The sequence below is a fragment of the Sporosarcina soli genome (assembly GCF_042655805.1).
GTDB classification, from domain to species: domain Bacteria; phylum Bacillota; class Bacilli; order Bacillales_A; family Planococcaceae; genus Sporosarcina; species Sporosarcina soli.
Map to the genome: position 1 here is coordinate 349,146 of NZ_JBHSNO010000008.1, position 15,637 is coordinate 364,782.

The 15,637-nt window shown below is 44.0% G+C and carries 19 protein-coding genes; 4 read left to right on the top strand and 15 right to left on the bottom strand.

The window, feature by feature from the left end:
* Positions 1-34 precede the first annotated feature (34 nt).
* Together ACFPRA_RS16960 and ACFPRA_RS16965 are read left to right on the top strand one after the other, a co-directional pair.
* Positions 35-331, top strand: coding sequence for a hypothetical protein (locus tag ACFPRA_RS16960; protein WP_381437308.1), 297 nt, complete (start codon positions 35-37; stop codon positions 329-331).
* A gap of 86 nt (positions 332-417) precedes the next feature.
* Positions 418-738: a YflT domain-containing protein gene (locus ACFPRA_RS16965; RefSeq protein ID WP_381437311.1), complete on the top strand. Its 321-nt coding sequence runs from the start codon at positions 418-420 to the stop codon at positions 736-738.
* Positions 739-865: 127 nt separating this feature from the next.
* Here the strand turns inward: ACFPRA_RS16965 and rlmN are convergent, their stop codons facing one another.
* The 11 genes from rlmN to hisZ form a co-directional block, all read right to left on the bottom strand.
* Positions 866-1,930, bottom strand: a complete 1,065-nt coding sequence (gene rlmN / locus ACFPRA_RS16970; RefSeq protein WP_381437313.1) for a dual-specificity RNA methyltransferase RlmN — start codon at positions 1,928-1,930, stop codon at positions 866-868.
* Between the two features lie 280 nt (positions 1,931-2,210).
* Positions 2,211-2,588 (bottom strand): DUF2871 family protein, encoded by a 378-nt coding sequence (locus ACFPRA_RS16975; RefSeq protein WP_381437316.1) that lies wholly within the window; start codon positions 2,586-2,588, stop codon positions 2,211-2,213.
* A 138-nt stretch (positions 2,589-2,726) separates the two neighbouring features.
* Positions 2,727-2,915 carry a hypothetical protein gene (locus ACFPRA_RS16980; RefSeq protein ID WP_381437318.1) on the bottom strand — a complete coding sequence of 63 codons (189 nt, stop codon included), beginning with the start codon at positions 2,913-2,915 and terminating at the stop codon, positions 2,727-2,729.
* A 148-nt stretch (positions 2,916-3,063) separates the two neighbouring features.
* Entirely contained in the window at positions 3,064-4,125 is a 1,062-nt protein-coding gene (gene hisC, locus ACFPRA_RS16985) for a histidinol-phosphate transaminase (protein ID WP_381437321.1), read from the bottom strand.
* Positions 4,118-4,759: a bifunctional phosphoribosyl-AMP cyclohydrolase/phosphoribosyl-ATP diphosphatase HisIE gene (gene hisIE, locus ACFPRA_RS16990; RefSeq protein ID WP_381437325.1), complete on the bottom strand. Its 642-nt coding sequence runs from the start codon at positions 4,757-4,759 to the stop codon at positions 4,118-4,120. The genes hisC and hisIE overlap by 8 nt, the downstream gene beginning before the upstream one ends.
* A gap of 12 nt (positions 4,760-4,771) precedes the next feature.
* Positions 4,772-5,521, bottom strand: coding sequence for an imidazole glycerol phosphate synthase subunit HisF (gene hisF, locus ACFPRA_RS16995; protein WP_381437327.1), 750 nt, complete (start codon positions 5,519-5,521; stop codon positions 4,772-4,774).
* On the bottom strand, positions 5,511-6,233 hold the full coding sequence (gene hisA / locus ACFPRA_RS17000; RefSeq protein ID WP_381437329.1) for a 1-(5-phosphoribosyl)-5-[(5-phosphoribosylamino)methylideneamino]imidazole-4-carboxamide isomerase: 723 nt from the start codon (positions 6,231-6,233) through the stop codon (positions 5,511-5,513). The genes hisF and hisA overlap by 11 nt, the downstream gene beginning before the upstream one ends.
* Before the next feature lie 144 nt (positions 6,234-6,377).
* Complete coding sequence (gene hisB / locus ACFPRA_RS17005; protein WP_381437331.1) at positions 6,378-6,962, bottom strand: imidazoleglycerol-phosphate dehydratase HisB; 585 nt, start codon at positions 6,960-6,962, stop codon at positions 6,378-6,380.
* Position 6,963: 1 nt separating this feature from the next.
* Positions 6,964-8,241, bottom strand: coding sequence for a histidinol dehydrogenase (gene hisD, locus ACFPRA_RS17010; RefSeq protein WP_381437333.1), 1,278 nt, complete (start codon positions 8,239-8,241; stop codon positions 6,964-6,966).
* Between the two features lie 6 nt (positions 8,242-8,247).
* A complete protein-coding gene (gene hisG, locus ACFPRA_RS17015) occupies positions 8,248-8,874 on the bottom strand; it encodes an ATP phosphoribosyltransferase (protein WP_381437335.1) in 627 nt (208 codons plus the stop codon).
* Positions 8,875-10,116 (bottom strand): ATP phosphoribosyltransferase regulatory subunit, encoded by a 1,242-nt coding sequence (gene hisZ, locus ACFPRA_RS17020; protein ID WP_381437337.1) that lies wholly within the window; start codon positions 10,114-10,116, stop codon positions 8,875-8,877.
* An 84-nt stretch (positions 10,117-10,200) separates the two neighbouring features.
* On the opposite strand from hisZ, the gene ACFPRA_RS17025 reads away from it, so the two are divergent.
* Entirely contained in the window at positions 10,201-11,007 is an 807-nt protein-coding gene (locus ACFPRA_RS17025; protein WP_381437339.1) for a histidinol-phosphatase HisJ family protein, read from the top strand.
* Positions 11,008-11,116: 109 nt separating this feature from the next.
* A complete protein-coding gene (locus ACFPRA_RS17030; protein ID WP_381437341.1) occupies positions 11,117-11,920 on the top strand; it encodes an EcsC family protein in 804 nt (267 codons plus the stop codon).
* A gap of 112 nt (positions 11,921-12,032) precedes the next feature.
* Here the strand turns inward: ACFPRA_RS17030 and ACFPRA_RS17035 are convergent, their stop codons facing one another.
* From ACFPRA_RS17035 to ACFPRA_RS17050, 4 genes are read right to left on the bottom strand one after another with little or no spacing between them, the layout of a single operon-like run.
* Positions 12,033-12,614 (bottom strand): YdcF family protein, encoded by a 582-nt coding sequence (locus ACFPRA_RS17035; RefSeq protein ID WP_381437343.1) that lies wholly within the window; start codon positions 12,612-12,614, stop codon positions 12,033-12,035.
* A complete protein-coding gene (locus ACFPRA_RS17040; protein WP_381437345.1) occupies positions 12,611-13,285 on the bottom strand; it encodes an ABC transporter ATP-binding protein in 675 nt (224 codons plus the stop codon). Before ACFPRA_RS17040 ends, ACFPRA_RS17035 begins: the two co-directional genes overlap by 4 nt.
* Positions 13,278-14,411, bottom strand: coding sequence for an ABC transporter permease (locus tag ACFPRA_RS17045; RefSeq protein WP_381437348.1), 1,134 nt, complete (start codon positions 14,409-14,411; stop codon positions 13,278-13,280). Before ACFPRA_RS17045 ends, ACFPRA_RS17040 begins: the two co-directional genes overlap by 8 nt.
* Positions 14,408-15,631, bottom strand: coding sequence for an ABC transporter permease (locus ACFPRA_RS17050; protein ID WP_381437350.1), 1,224 nt, complete (start codon positions 15,629-15,631; stop codon positions 14,408-14,410). Before ACFPRA_RS17050 ends, ACFPRA_RS17045 begins: the two co-directional genes overlap by 4 nt.
* Between the last annotated feature and the right edge of the window lie 6 nt (positions 15,632-15,637).

The window sequence follows — 15,637 nt, forward strand, 5'->3', positions numbered from 1 at the left end:
TAAGTAGTTCAAACCGCGCTTGGAGGAGAATCACATGATCCATTCTAATAATGAAGCAATTGCCGCCCTGACCTATATAGTCGTTGAACGGGTAATGGGCTGGTATGAACAAACGACAAATCGAACTGAACATACAATCCTTTTATATCCCAATACAATTGCAACCACCAAAAACAAATTCAAATTAGAACATGTACTTGATCTTTCTTATAAGCCATTTTCCGGTGGAACCGGCCTCTTTTATTTGCATACGCATCAAGGCGTTTTTACATTTGAAATTGAAACCGATCCCGCAGATTTCATCTCCGCCTATAAGAATTTGCGCAGCTAATCTACTGTTTTCCGTTATCAAATTGTTTAAAATCTCACCTTCCGAGGTATATAAAGAAGGCACCAACAAATTTGGAGGGATTTTAAATGACAGTTAAACTGACAGTAGAAAATGCCGTACAAGCTAAAAAAGAAATTGAAGATTTGGTGACGCAAGGCTATACCCACGATGACATTTACATTTTTGCGCATGATAAAAAAAGAGGGAAAGACATCGCGGATGCACTCGACACAGAGGAAGTCAGTATGAAAGAACAAGGTTTCCTGGATAGCATGAAGAATATGTTTTCTTCGCGCGGTGACGAATTGCGCAGTAAAATGGAGGCAGCCGGCCTATCGAAGGAAGAAGCCGCACGTGCCGAAAGCGAACTGGATGAGGGCAAACTTGTACTCATCGCCCAAAAATAAGGTAAGACGGGACAATCCATCTGGTTGGTATGGATTGTCCCTATTTTTTCAGTCATCGTTAACATTGTTTAATGAACAAGAGAAAGTAACGAAAAAACGCATCCACTTTTCGGATGCGTTTTTTTGTTCAATTCACTTTTTCTTTTTTAATCTGTTTACTTCTCAACTGTCCGCAAGCCGCATCGATGTCCGTTCCTTGTTCATGACGAACTCCACAGTTGATGCCTTTTTTCTTCAGTGTTTCGTAAAATGCTTTGATGGCTTCAGGCTTACTGCGTCGGTATTGGTCATGTTCGTCTACCGGATTGTATGGAATCAAGTTCACATAGGATAAGTGACGTTTGTCGGCAAGCAGTTTTGCCAATTGCTGTGCTTCTTCCACATGGTCATTGACGTCATGTAGCATAATGTATTCGAATGTGATTCTTCGGTTTTTCGATTCCAGATAATAATCGATGGCCTCCATCAACTTCTCGATCGGGAATGCTTTGTTGATTTTCATAATGCGTGAACGGAGTTCGTTATTCGGCGCATGCAAAGAAACTGCCAGATTGATTTGGAAATCTTCTTCGGCAAATTCTCTAATTTTATGTGTTAGCCCACTCGTAGACACTGTAATATGGCGTGCCCCGATGGAAAGCCCTTTTTGGTCATTGATGACACGTAGGAAGCTCATCAAGTTGTTGTAGTTGTCGAACGGTTCACCAATTCCCATGACGACAATATGGCTGACACGTTCGTCCAGCCCTTTTGCATCCAGATGGAATTGCACTTTCATAATTTGTTCGACGATCTCTCCGGCATCCAGGTCACGGTTCTTCTTCAATAAGCCGCTCGCACAAAAACTACAGCCGATATTACAGCCGACTTGTGTAGTCACGCAAACCGAGTAACCATAATGGAATTTCATCAATACCGTCTCGATCAAGTTGCCGTCCTGCATTTTGAATAGGAACTTTATCGTTCCATCCGCCGATTCTTGCTTAATGGATTGCTCCAATGTTTGGATTGCGAAATTCGCATCCAACAATTCCAGCAGATCTTTATTAATATTTTTCATGTCAGCGAAGCTCGTTACACGCTTTTTGTAAAGCCAGTCCCAAATTTGTGCCGCACGGAATTTTTTCTGTCCTTGTCCAAGTAACCATTCAGTCAGTTGCTCTATCGTTAGCCCATATATTGATTTTTTCATTAGGTAGCCTCTTTTCAATCAATTACGCCTCGACGTAATTGCGTCCAGGTTTTGAATTGAGCAAAGCTCAATTCAAAACCTGGGACATCCGCCGAAGGCTTTATCTTCATTCAGCAACTGGCACCTCACTTTCAGTGCAAAGCATTTGCTGAATGAAGATAAATTGCAATCCACACATTATACTACAGGAATTCGGCGTTTGGAACAACTTTTTTCTTTCCTCCAACGAAAAACGTCCCTCTCCGTAAAATGCATGTCAGGAGAAAGGACGTTTTGAAGGCTAAGCTAGACGTCTATCCAAGTTCATCAGAATATTAAAGCCAAAGCAGAAGATACCAATTAAGGTCAATACCCCACCTGTTGTAGCAATTTTGAAAAACACATCGCCCGCTCCAGAAATCGCCAATGCAATTGCAATCATCATAACAGGTAATCCAATATTATGAAGCCAAAAATGCGCTTTTGCTAAACCGGTTTTTTCTAAATTTGGATAATGATGATAAAATAGTCCAATCAAAGCTAATGACATCCAGCCCAACAAACTGATATGCACATGCACAGTCGTCATGTTAAAAATATGTGTAAACGACATATATAGTCCGAAAGCAACCCCAATCATAAAATAGACGACAGAAATCTTCAGTAATGTTTTCGCCATCGTTTCCTCACCTCCTTTCGGTCCTTTCCTCACTTCCTATAAAGTAATCATTTCTACTCTATTCTATGATTTGACCGCCCAATTATTGAGGATTTCTTCCTTAGAAATGAAAAAAAGATACCCTATTTAAAAGGTATCTCACTTCGATTGAACCGTATTGTCTGCGTCTTTTCCTGACTTAATTTTCATAACAAGTGCCACAATATTCAACACACATAATACGGAAAAAAAGATTCCAAAACCGACTTGTCCATCCGAAAAACGGCTAAAGGCAAAATAACCCATAAACAAAGTCAGTGCAATATCAATGTATTTAGAGCGCAACAACAAAACAACCTCCCCCGCTAGATATAAGGCAATTATACCAGTTTCTTTTACTTCTATCTCTAGATTCTAAAGAAAATCGTGGAACCCCAAAAACCAACTGGCAGTCTTTCAATTTCAATGACCGCCAGTTGTTGATTGAGGCAATTTCCTATTGATTAAGAATCTCTTTCAGTTTCCCAACAAACCGCTCCATCTGTTCGTCTGTTCCAATGGTGATGCGTAAATAGTTATCAATTCCAGGTTTGTTGAAATATCTAACTAACACACCTTCCTCTTTCAATTGCTTGTATAGAGATTCTGCGGATGCCGTTTCATGGGAGGCAAATACGAAATTCGCTTGGGAAGGAAGTACATGGAATCCAAGTTGCTCCAATGTTGCACTTACTCTTTCCCGTGTTGCGATGATTTTCTCCGTCGATTCCTTAAAATAAGCTTCATCTTCAAATGCCGCTTTAGCCCCGGCGAGCGCTAGTCGGTCCAATGTATAGGAATTAAAAGAGTCCTTAATGCGAATCAATGCCTCAATTAACGCGGGATTGCCCATCGCAAAGCCGACACGGAGGCCTGCCAATGAACGGGATTTGGATGTCGTCTGGACGACAAGCAGATTGTCATATTTCCGGATGAGTGACGCTGCAGATTCTATTGCGAAATCGATATAGGCCTCGTCAATGATGACGACTTGATCCGGATTATTTTTCACAATGGCCTCGATATGCTCCAATTCAGCGTAAAGGCTAGTTGGCGCATTCGGATTCGGCAAAATGACGCCGCCTTTGGACTGAAAGAACTGTTCTACTTGCAAAGTAAAATCCTCACTCAACGGAACTTCTTCATAAGGAATATCGAATAACTTGGCATACACCGGGTAGAAGCTATACGACACTTCCGGAAAGCGAATCGGTTGACCGGGTTCGAAAAACGCCATAAAAGAAAATGCCAATACTTCATCCGATCCGTTCCCGACAAACACTTCTTCCTTCGTAAGCCCGTACCGTCTGCCGATCGTTGTCCGCAATTCATCCGCAGTCGGGGATGGGTACAGTTGAAGACTGCGCTTCATCTCTCCAAGCATCGCTTCTTGCACTTTCGGGCTTGGTGGATAAGGATTTTCGTTCGTATTCAATTTTACAATATCTTGCCGATTGTCCTGCTCCCCTGGCACATACGGCTCCGTCCGCTTCACCATAGTGCTCCAAAATTTACTCATCGCGCAACACTTCTTTCTTTGGACGCCTTTTCCGCAATACGTTTTTGACGTCTTCCACTGTTACACCGAGTTCTTCCATCAATACGAGGGAATGATAGGTCAAATCCGCCAGTTCACTTGTCACTTCCGCCTTATCTCGATTTTTTGCGCCGATGACGACTTCCGTTGTTTCTTCCCCGACTTTTTTCAAGATTTTATCCAATCCTTCTCGGAAAAGATAAGTCGTATAGGAGCCTTCCACCGGATTATTGCGACGGTCTTTAATTTCAGCGACCACTTCTTGGACAACTTCCCGATTCGATGTTTCCTCTTCCAATGCTGTTTCATAGAAACAAGTCTCTTCCCCTGTATGACATGCGGGACCTTGTGGAACGACTTGTACTAACAGAGCATCTTGATCACAATCGAATAACAGGCGTTTGACCGTTTGGCGATTGCCCGATGTTGCACCTTTATTCCATAATTCCTGTCTGGATCGGCTGAAAAACCATGTTTCTTTCGTATCGATCGTCTTTTGCAACGCTTCTTTATTCATATAAGCAAGCATCAGGACCTTTCCCGTCCGATCATCTTGCACAATGGCTGGAATCAACCCTTTTTCATCAAATGCCAAATTATCTATTATTAAAGTCATCGTCCGTCATTCCTAACCGTTAAATTTTTCGTCCAAATAACTCTTCAACTCACCGATGTTGATATCTTCAAAGTGGAACACGGATGCCGCAAGTGCTGCGTCAGCTTTCCCTTCCGTCAATACGGTGTAGAAGTGTTCAGGTGTCCCCGCCCCACCGCTTGCGATGACAGGGATATTGACGGCTTCAGCAATGGTTTTTGTCAAAGCGAGATTATAGCCATCTTTCACGCCATCTTCCCCGATGCTATTGACAACTAGTTCACCGGCGCCTAGTTTCTCTGCTTTTTGTGCCCACTCGATAGCATCGATACCCGTATCTTCTTGTCCGCCCTTCGCAAAGACCGACCATTTGCCAGGCCCGACTTCATTCACATCCATGGACAAAATGACGCGTTCAGAGCCGAATCGTTTAGCTGCTTCTTCTATTAAAGAAGGATTATTGAGCGCTGCACTGTTAATGGACACTTTATCCCCACCCGCAGCAAAAATCTTTTCAATATCTTCAATGGTCCGGATACCCCCACCGACAATGAATGGAATCGGCACTTCTTTGGCAATTTCAGCAATCAAATCTAGGAAGATGGCACGGTTCTTTGTAGAAGCAGCAATATCATAAAATACCAGTTCGTCCGCACCGTCTGCCACATATTTCTTTGCCAATGTCAGTGGGTCTGCTACTTCTTTGACTTCCAAAAACTTTTTCCCTTTTACGACTTTCCCGTTATCAAAATCTAAACATGGAATAATTCGATTATTTGCCATCGTTGTCGTCCCCCAATAATTTAGTTAAAGATAGTTTCCCTTCATACAACGCTTTTCCGATAATTGCGCCGTATAGATTCAGTTCCCGCAGTTGCACGATATCCTCTTCTGTGGATACGCCTCCAGAAGCAATAATGTCAATGCTGGATGCGCGATCCATCATTTCCAACTCCGCGAAATTAGGACCCTGGAGCATGCCATCTTTTAAAATATCCGTATAGACAACGGTCCGGACACCGATTTCCGCCAATTCTTGGAGCAGATCGACCGCTTTGACATCACTTGTTTTCGTCCAGCCATCCGTCGCAACAAAACCGTTCCGTGCATCAATGGACACCGCGATTTTATCGCCATATTTCGCAACGACCTCTTTTAGGAATTGCTGATCCTGAATGGCTGCTGTTCCGATAATGACACGGCTGACCCCCGCCGCGATATGGGCGTCGATGATGTCCATATTGCGGATGCCGCCCCCGACTTGTACAGGTATTGAGACGCTTCCCGCAATCGCTTGGATCGCTTCTTTATTCAAGGAATCGCCCGTTTTCGCCCCGTCCAAATCGACGACATGTATGTACGCCGCACCTTGCTTTGCCCATTCTTTTGCCATTGCTGTCGGTGAATCATTATAGATGATTTCCTGATCGTAATCACCTTGGATCAGGCGTACACATTTTCCACCTCTTATATCTATTGCTGGAAATAAAATCATGATACAGCCTCCTGTTAATGGTTAGTAGTTAGTAGTTAAGTCCTGATTCGCCGATATCTTCGTGTGGAGCGCTGATAAATAGGCTTCGAACGCCGATAAACGATCTTCCACCGCCGATATCCCCGCTCCGAACATTATTTCTTCTTATAATGTCCCTTTTGTAGATGGCACGCCTTTTACTTCTGGGTTAATCGCACTCGCCACCCGCAATGCGCGGCCAAATCCTTTAAAGATCGATTCGATAATATGGTGACTGTTTTTACCATATTGTAGATTGACGTGCAACGTCACTTTGGCGTGGCTCGTAAACGCGTGGAAAAATTCCTCGACCAGTTCTGTGTCGAACTCCCCGACTTTATCCTTCAAGCCTTCCACGTTATAGACAAAAAACGGGCGGCCGCTAATATCAATCGATACCGTCGATAAGGCTTCGTCCATCGGAGTGGAGACGGTCGCATAGCGCTCGATCCCTTCTTTTGTCCCGATACTTTCATAAAATGCCTGACCAAGCACGATGCCGATATCTTCAACGGAATGGTGTTGGTCCACTTCGATATCCCCATCACAATCAACCGACAAATCAAATCTTCCGTGCTTCGTAAACAACGTCAGCATATGATCGAAAAAGCCGACACCCGTCGAGATATTTGTTTCTCCACTTCCATCAATGGCGAAGTCTAAGTTGATCTTCGTCTCCGCCGTCTGTCTTGAAATCGATTTACCCCGCATGTTAATCCGCCTTTCTCACTTGAATCGAATAAGCGTGGGCCGTTAAGCCTTCCGCATTCGCAATGGTGATAATGTCATTGGCCACATCTTGCAGCGCTAGTTCAGTGTAATGAATAATGCTTGATCTTTTCATAAAGTCATAGACGCCAAGTGGCGAAGAAAATGCCGCTGTCCCACTCGTTGGCAGCGTATGATTCGGACCAGCCATATAATCGCCCAATGCTTCCGGTGAATAGTTGCCGAGGAAAATGGCTCCTGCATTGCGAATGAACGGCAACTGTTCCATCGGATTGTCCACCATCAGCTGTAAATGTTCTGGAGCCAGCTCGTTGACAAACTGGAACGCTTCCTCCAAGGTATCGACCAAAATGATTCGTCCATTATCTGTAATCGATTGCTCAATAATCAACTTACGATCCGCTTGTTCGATCTGTGCTGCCACTTCTTGTTGGAGCGCTTCAGCAAAAACGCTGCTTGTCGTCACACAAATCGCTGTCGCGCGCTCATCATGCTCCGCCTGCGATAAGAGATCCGCTGCGACAAATTCAGGTGCCGCACTGTCATCTGCCACGACGCAAATTTCACTCGGACCGGCAATCATATCGATCGCCACATCCCCGAATACCCACTTTTTCGCACGCGCGACAAACGCATTACCCGGTCCCGTGATCTTCATCACTTTTTGCACGGTTTCCGTCCCATAGGCAAGCGCTGCAATCGCTTGAGCTCCGCCGATCTTATACACCACGTCCACTCCCGCTTCTTGTGCGGCGACAAGAACATGTGGGTTCACCGTTCCGTCCTTCTGGGGCGGAGTCACCATCGCAATTCGCCCGACACCTGCAATTTTTGCTGGGATGGCATTCATCAGAACAGTCGATGGATAAGCCGCTTTTCCACCCGGTACGTAGATGCCTACACTATCCAAAGGAGTCACTTGCTGTCCGAGCAAAATGCCTTTCTCTTGCTGAATGAACCAGGATTTTTCTTTCTGCTCTTCATGAAAAGCCGTAATCCTTTCCTTCGCTTTCTGCAATCCGGTACGGAACTCCTCTGTCATCTGCTTCTGTGCTTGCTCAAATTCTTCTGGTGTCACAATCAAGTCTTCCAAGCTGACACCATCAAATTTTTCCGTATATTCTTTTAACGCTTGATCACCTTGTTCACGAACTGTTTCGATAATTCCGAGCACCGTTTTATCCAACTCAAAATCATTTTGCTGAAACCCATTTCCTTGCTTATTTTCTAAACTGTATTGCTCCATCGTTACGATTCTCATACGCCTTCACTCCAATGCTGCTTTCAAATCCCCGATGAATTGCTGGATTTGGCTCGTTTTCGTCGCATAGCTCGCTTTGTTAACAATAACTCGGGCACTGACGTCCGCAATCTTTTCAAGGACGACTAAGCCATTCTCTTTTAACGTCGTTCCCGTTTCAACGATATCGACAATGACATCGGCCAGTCCAATGAGAGGAGCCAGTTCAATCGATCCATTCAATTTGATTGTCTCGACCCGAATGCCTTGCCCGTTGAAATAGTCTTTTGCTATCGTCGGATATTTGGAAGCGACCGTCAACGGGGCACCATTTGTAAATTCCTTCTCAGGAAAGCCCGCTACGGCCACAATGCATTTACCAATGCCAAGATCCATCAATTCATAGACATCGACCGGATCTTCCATAATCGTATCCTTGCCGACGATTCCGATATCCGCGGCACCATTTTCGACGTATGTCGGGACGTCAACCGCCTTAACGAAGATAAGTTTCACTTTGTTGTCATCATCATAAATCACGAGTTTCCTGCTCTTATCATGGTAATCGGAAAAGCGGATGCCGACTTGTTCAAACAGCTTCATCGCCCGATCCGCTGTCCTTCCTTTTCCCATGGCAATGGTCAATTGTGTCATTTAATTCGTTGCTCCCTTCACCCCAACAAGTAAATCGACGAGCTCATTCAAATCTTTGAAATAGATCGTTTTTTCTTTATAGAATAGCGCGTTCTTTTCCGTTTCCAACCGGATTGTACAGACACTCCCTTGCCTGATCTCCTGCTCTTTTCGTACGGGCAATGAAACGACACTATAATTACGCTCCCGCAACTCATTGGCAATGGCAATGGCTTCTGCTAATTGTGTTGTTTCATAGATGATTTTCACATCGATCAATGAGCGAGAAGAAATGTCCCTGCTTTCCGTTGCTTTGACAAGTGACTCAATTTCACATGCAAATCCGATTGCCGGCAGCTTCGCCCCGAATTCGTCCCCTAATCGGTCATAGCGACCGCCCATTAAAACCGGTTTACCAAACTTTTCTACATACCCTTGGAAAATCACACCAGAGTAGTAGTCCATATGATTGATTAGCCCTAAATCGATAATGAGATATTGGTCCAAGCCATACATCTTTAAAATATCGTAAACGGCCATCAAATAATCCAGCGTCTCTTGCATTTCCTGTGACAGGACGACCCCTTTTATCCGCTCATAGACCTCTTCGGGATTGCCGTATAGAAAAGGAATCTGTTCAATGATGTCCCGGATTTCACGATCAACATCAAGACTTGCGAGATAAGGACCAAGTTCAACGACATTCTTCGCTTGAATCAAGGCTCTCAACTGATCGATCTGTTGCTCTGTCAGCAATAATTTCTGGATGATTTCTTGAAAAAATGCCGCATGCCCCAATTCGATTTTGATATCTAAAAATCCGAGATCTTTCATCGTATGACAGGCAAGAGCGATGACTTCCGCATCCGATTCCGGTGAACTTTGACAGAAATATTCAATCCCTGCCTGTGTGCTTTCAATGCTTTCATTGCGATCAATTTGCTGTCTGAACACTTCTTGTACGTAAAAATAGCGAAGTTCACTTGCTAAACTCGGGAAATTCTGTGCCAGTTCCCGCGTTATCGGAATCGTGACATCCGGACGCATAACGAGCACTTCCCCGGTTCGATCGATCACTTTCACCATTTCATTTTGATTGATCGAACTATTCACTTTGGTGTATAAATCGTATTGTTCGAAAGCGGACGTTTTAATGCGCTTATAGCCGTATGTTGTAAAACGCTTATGGATCGTTTTAATAATGCGTTCGAACTTTTCATTTTCACTTAACAGCATTTCAGGATATACTTCGTTTTTGACCATTTCTGCCACCCTCGCTTTATCACTTTACTAGACTAAAGTTATTTAGTACTATAAAGGTATAGACAACAAATGTCAACAAGGGAGATGAATTTTTTGTTTGATTATCACATGCATAGTTCGTTTTCTGCGGACTGCACCGCTTCCATGGAAGAAATGATCGAAGGCGCAATTCGTAAGGGGCTCACTGAGATTTGTTTCACGGATCATATCGATTATGACTACCCTGATGAGACAATCGTCTTCGATTTTGATAAACAAGATTACGATCGTAAAGTAAAAGAAATGCAAGCGAACTATGAGGGACGTTTACGTATTAAAAAAGGAGTGGAAATCGGGGTACAGCCTCATTTGCTTGGTCAATACGAGGCGTTGTTGGACAAGGAAACCTTCGATTTCATCATCTGCTCCATGCATACAGTTGAAAAGAAAGGGCTCCATTACGGCGATATTTTCGTCGGCAAGACAATGGAAGAGGCATTTGCGGCTTATTATGATGAACTGCTTTATTGTGTCAAAAACTTTAAGCAATACAATATACTCGGGCACGTCGACTTGATTAAACGCTATGCAAAAGAACGGGTTGACAATGATTTTCACACAGTGCTAACGGACATTTTCAACATCATCATTCCGGAAGGGAAAGGCATCGAATTGAATACATCGGGCGTTCGTTATGGATTGTCCAATGGCATGCCGAGTGATGATATTTTGAAACTGTACAAACAATGTGGGGGTGAAATCATTACGCTTGGTTCGGATGCCCATAATCCCGAAGACATCGCATTCCAATTCCGCGAATCCCTTGAGTTGTTCCAGGCGATCGGTTTCCGCTACATTGCAACGTTCGAAAATCAAAAACCGACTTTCCACCCAATTTCCAACCTACTATGAACCTCGGTCGGTTGTATACGAATGGCCGATTCGTGGAAAATTGGAAATGAAACTTTATACTAGAGGCTTTCGTATAGAACTGTATCCAAAGAATGAGGTGAGAGGATCATTGGCAGAATCACAAGAATGGTTACTAGAAGAATTAAAAACGATTGAAGCTTGGGAAAAAGACCAAAGTGATCTATGGTTTTGGGAAAAAATCGGACGTTTACCATTTAAATTCATCGACAAATGGACCCCTGCATTTATCCAAAGGAAAATCGGCGAGTTGCTGGATGAACTTGGTCAGTACATTCAAACAGGCGGAAATTATTTAAGTTCGACTACTAAAATCTCGTCCTATTATTCCGATTTAGCTGTAACGTCAGTAGAAGATGTGAAAAAACTTCCGATTTCAGCAATGGACGGAGCCGCAGAAAAGATCACCGTCAATCGAAAAAACATTGCGACGATCCAAGGTGCCAGTACAGGTGTCGGTGGCATTTTCACATTAACGATCGACATCCCTGTTCTCCTCGGACTGCAACTGAAAACATTGCAGGATATCGCCATTTGCTATGGCTATGATCCAAGTGTAAAAGAAGAACGGCTGTTTATCGTCAAGTGCATGCAATTTGTCTCCGCTGATATCGTCGGGAAACAAGCGATCCTAGCACAATTGTCTCAATTCGATCAGCACGATGAATCCGTGAAGCGGGAAGTCCTATCTGAACTTCAAGGTTGGCGGGAAGTCGTGTTCAATTTCCGTGATCAATTCGGTTGGAAAAAACTTTTTCAAATGATTCCGATCGCAGGGCTGTTATTTGGTGCATTTATCAACCGGGCTGCGGTGAACGATATCGCCGAAGCCGGCAAAATGCTGTACCGGAAAAGAAGGATTATCGAGCGGATCCAATACGAGGAACTTGCCTAATGCTTGTCTTTCCATACAAAATATCCACTGGCCATGCATTCATCCTAAAAAAGAGTACCCTTCAGCAGTTAAAGGGTACTCTTTTGGTATTATATCTCATGATTCCGCGCTCTTATTTCCCCATAATCAACGTTTTCACAAGGGCAATGCGCTCCCGGGCGTTTGATTTTGCTTCTACTACTTTCGGTGTTTTGGCTGCCACCACATCAGGTGTGAGATGAAAGCTTTCGGCAATTTTTTTCGCTCTTGCCAGATGGAAATCACTCGAAATGATTGTGATGGCATCGACGTCAGGAGGCAGCAGTTTTTTCGAGAAAAGAATATTTTCAAAGGTTGAAGTAGAGGCTGTTTCCAAAATGAGTCGTTCTTCCACAATGCCATTTTCCGTTAAAAACTGCCTCATCGCTTCCGCTTCACTCATCGGTTCATCCGAGCCTTGTCCCCCGGATAAAATCAGTGTCACATGGGGATATTCGTTCGCATAGGCCAGCGCAGCATCCAAACGATAGCGCAGAGACAGTGACAGACTATCTTTTTTCACTTTTGCCCCCAAAACGATCGCATAGTCGTTCCGACCGTCTGCTGACGGTTCCAAACCATCAGCGATCCATTTCCCCGTTATCCACCAACCCAAAATACCAAGAGCCACAACAAGTAGGCAGACGAACAATATGATTTTCCTTGCTTTAGTCATGCGATGACCTCAACTGCTACGCCTTTTCCCTTCAATAATTCCGTGTAAAATGGATCTTTTCCAATTGAATAGACGTGGTCGCAAATATGGGTGATTTCGTCCATATCATGCGATGTATAAATGATCATTTTCCCTTCATTTTTCGCTAAGCTATGCAAATACGTACCGATTTCCGTTTTCGATTTGAGATCAATGCCAACTGTCGGTTCATCCAACAATAGCAACATCGGATCGTGCAACAAACTGATGGCCAAATTCAACTTTCGTTTCATGCCGCCCGATAAGGACTGAACACTTTCTTTCCAATGCGTCAGTTGCATGTCCAAGCACAGCTGTCGGCACTGTTCTTTCGACCGCCTTTTCCATGACAGTTTTTCAAAAAACAACATATTTTCTTCAACCGTGAACTCTTCCCAAATCGAAATATCTTGCGGCACATAGCCGATTTTCCTGCGAATTTTCTTACGATCATTTCGATAGGACAACCCATCTAACTGGATATCACCTTCTGTCGGTTGCATGATGGTTGCCAATAGTTGCAGCAAGGTCGATTTTCCCGCGCCATTTTCGCCAACTAGGCCAACAATTTCTCCCCGTTGCATTTGAAATGACAGTTGATCGATAACAGTCTTCTCCTTATACCTTTTCTTAAGGCCAGAAACTTCAAGCATATGATTTTCTTCCTTTCTGAAACCATAAAATCAGCAAGACAGTAAGTACAATTAGCCATGCGACCGGGATCATCTCGCTTAACAAGGCTTGCACTGGGCTGCACAGTTCCACCCATGGCCATTTACGCGTAATACCTTCCAATGGGATTATGCCACCGCCACCGACGACGAGAAACAAACTGACTGCCGTTCCAGTTATATAGTAGAAAAACGATTGGGCAAAGACAGTTGCTAGTAAAAACGCCAGCAAATTAATAGTGAGCCGGAATGTTAACAGTGAAACGATTCCCATGAAGGTGATGTTCTCCTTATAGAAAGTCGACAACAGCACAACTGTAGCGACATCCACGATTACGAGTAACACTGAGTAAAGCCAGAATGTGCAGAATGCGTACGTTTTAAAGGGAAGTTGTGCAAAATGCCAACGAGGTCGTAGCGATGGCCGATTTTCTTTGACGACCCAATCAAACAAGAAGAATGTGGTGAGCAATGCAAAAAACGACCAGACGCCCTTTATAGACAATAATGACACCAATTGTTCTTCTCCAGTGTCTGTTTGGGCGTAAAAGTTAAAGCTTGTTTGCAGCAAAGCTTTATTTTGCTGCCGTTCCTGACTGCTCACAATGATATCAGAATAGCTCCATTCGTCTTCCATGCCATGCTCTTTGTACAATTGTCTGATGACAAATGCAGCTTTGGAACGGGCCGCATCTTGCTGGGCAATGGAAGCGATCATTTCCACAACAGTACGGTAGGCAAACGACCGATTGGAGGAATACGCTTCAATCAGTTGATTACGCCGATTCGCCAATATATGATCCTCATAACCTTCCCGGATGACAAAGACGCTATCCAGCTCATGCTGTTCCAATTTATGCAATGCTTCTTCAAACTCCATATAATGGATCAACAGCAATTCCGACTGGGCAATCTCTTCAACGAGATGGGTTACCATTTCCGTTTCCTCTTCGACGACAAGTGCGATCGGCACTTTCGTTTCTGCTTGCCATGCCCCCACACTTTGCAGCACCACAAATGTCATGATTAGTGGAAAAATCAACCAAAACAATAGACTTTTCCATTCTTTTTTCCATCGCATCAGCCGAGTCGATACAATTATTGTCAACGTCCCCACCCCTCTTTCAGGCGTGTTGAACACCATACAAACACCAGACCGGAAATTGCATAGACCGTGAGCGCCGTAAAGTCCGCATAATTCCGGCCTTCCAGCACAATATCAATCATCCACCGCATGCTTTCATAAGAAAACAAATACGGTAATAGGCCTTGCACCGCTTGCGGAAAATACAAGGTCGGAATGAGTGCACCGCTCGTCAAAATCATCAGGAACAGAAAGAGACTTTGTAAGAGGAGCCCCATTTTGCGGGATGTCACCCAAACGTCGATCAGGGCAGCACCTACTACAAACAATAGGCCATAAAGTGCTGTGAACAAGCCAAAACGGCCATAATCGATCGCAAACAGTTCAAAACGCACAACTCGATCTATGATGAAAAACAACACAGCTGCAAGGACGAGGCTATAGGCTAACACAACGAGCATGCGTGCAAAAAGCCGTTGCCAGAGCGTCACACCGAATAACTGCATCCGCACGACCATGGAGCGGTGTTCCTCTTTTCCTAGCACACTATAAATAGCGAGAAGCCATACAGACAGCACGATAAACCAGCCTGCTAAAACGTAATAATGCATCGGTGATGACGTTGCTACATTCGTGATAACTTCTTCATCAAGTAGTTTATCTTTTCCTAATGTATACAACGTAAAATCCATAAACTGCTGAAACATTAATTCCTGCCGTTCCTGCTTTGACAAATCCGTCTTTTTCGCATAGTCATTGATCGTCAGGATATTGGCTTGCGCCGCCGCGATATAGCGAGTCATACTCTCCACCAACTCTTTAACGACAAAGCTTTCGGTCTGCTTAGCCGGATTCCCGACAATGGGGATTGTTACAGACTTCCCCTCATACAAATCCGCTGTAAACCCTTCTGGAAATGAAAAATACGTACTGATTTCATTGCGCTCCATCAGTTCTTCCGCATCCGCTTCGGTTAGCGAAACAAATTGCAGGAAAGGGTTTCCCGTAGCGTTCTCTTCCAAAAGCATTCCGAATAGCAAGGACTCCTTCGTCTGATCCTCATCGACCAAGGCAACCCGGATCGGCGAATTTTCCTCTGGTAGGAGCAAGCCCGCAACCAATCCTAACAATAGACCAATTAAAACAATCGGAAATAGAAAAAGAAGAAGAAGGGTTCCCCACTTCTTCTTCAACTGTTTATGATATTGTTGCATGAAAAATAATATTCTTCCAATGGACAGCATCTCACT

Excerpts from the sequence above, each read along its gene's own strand:
- rlmN (WP_381437313.1), bottom strand. The coding sequence starts at position 1,930 with ATGAAAAAATCAATATATGGGCTAACGATAGAGCAACTGACTGAATGG.
- hisZ (WP_381437337.1), bottom strand. The coding sequence starts at position 10,116 with ATGGTCAAAAACGAAGTATATCCTGAAATGCTGTTAAGTGAAAATGAA.
- hisA (WP_381437329.1), bottom strand. The coding sequence starts at position 6,233 with ATGATTTTATTTCCAGCAATAGATATAAGAGGTGGAAAATGTGTACGC.
- ACFPRA_RS16960 (WP_381437308.1), top strand. The coding sequence starts at position 35 with ATGATCCATTCTAATAATGAAGCAATTGCCGCCCTGACCTATATAGTC.
- hisD (WP_381437333.1), bottom strand. The coding sequence starts at position 8,241 with ATGAGAATCGTAACGATGGAGCAATACAGTTTAGAAAATAAGCAAGGA.
- hisG (WP_381437335.1), bottom strand. The coding sequence starts at position 8,874 with ATGACACAATTGACCATTGCCATGGGAAAAGGAAGGACAGCGGATCGG.
- ACFPRA_RS17040 (WP_381437345.1), bottom strand. The coding sequence starts at position 13,285 with ATGCTTGAAGTTTCTGGCCTTAAGAAAAGGTATAAGGAGAAGACTGTT.
- hisF (WP_381437327.1), bottom strand. The coding sequence starts at position 5,521 with ATGGCAAATAATCGAATTATTCCATGTTTAGATTTTGATAACGGGAAA.
- ACFPRA_RS17025 (WP_381437339.1), top strand. The coding sequence starts at position 10,201 with ATGAATTTTTTGTTTGATTATCACATGCATAGTTCGTTTTCTGCGGAC.
- ACFPRA_RS16975 (WP_381437316.1), bottom strand. The coding sequence starts at position 2,588 with ATGGCGAAAACATTACTGAAGATTTCTGTCGTCTATTTTATGATTGGG.
- ACFPRA_RS16965 (WP_381437311.1), top strand. The coding sequence starts at position 418 with ATGACAGTTAAACTGACAGTAGAAAATGCCGTACAAGCTAAAAAAGAA.
- hisB (WP_381437331.1), bottom strand. The coding sequence starts at position 6,962 with ATGCGGGGTAAATCGATTTCAAGACAGACGGCGGAGACGAAGATCAAC.
- ACFPRA_RS17050 (WP_381437350.1), bottom strand. The coding sequence starts at position 15,631 with ATGCTGTCCATTGGAAGAATATTATTTTTCATGCAACAATATCATAAA.
- hisIE (WP_381437325.1), bottom strand. The coding sequence starts at position 4,759 with ATGACTTTAATAATAGATAATTTGGCATTTGATGAAAAAGGGTTGATT.
- hisC (WP_381437321.1), bottom strand. The coding sequence starts at position 4,125 with ATGAGTAAATTTTGGAGCACTATGGTGAAGCGGACGGAGCCGTATGTG.
- ACFPRA_RS17035 (WP_381437343.1), bottom strand. The coding sequence starts at position 12,614 with ATGACTAAAGCAAGGAAAATCATATTGTTCGTCTGCCTACTTGTTGTG.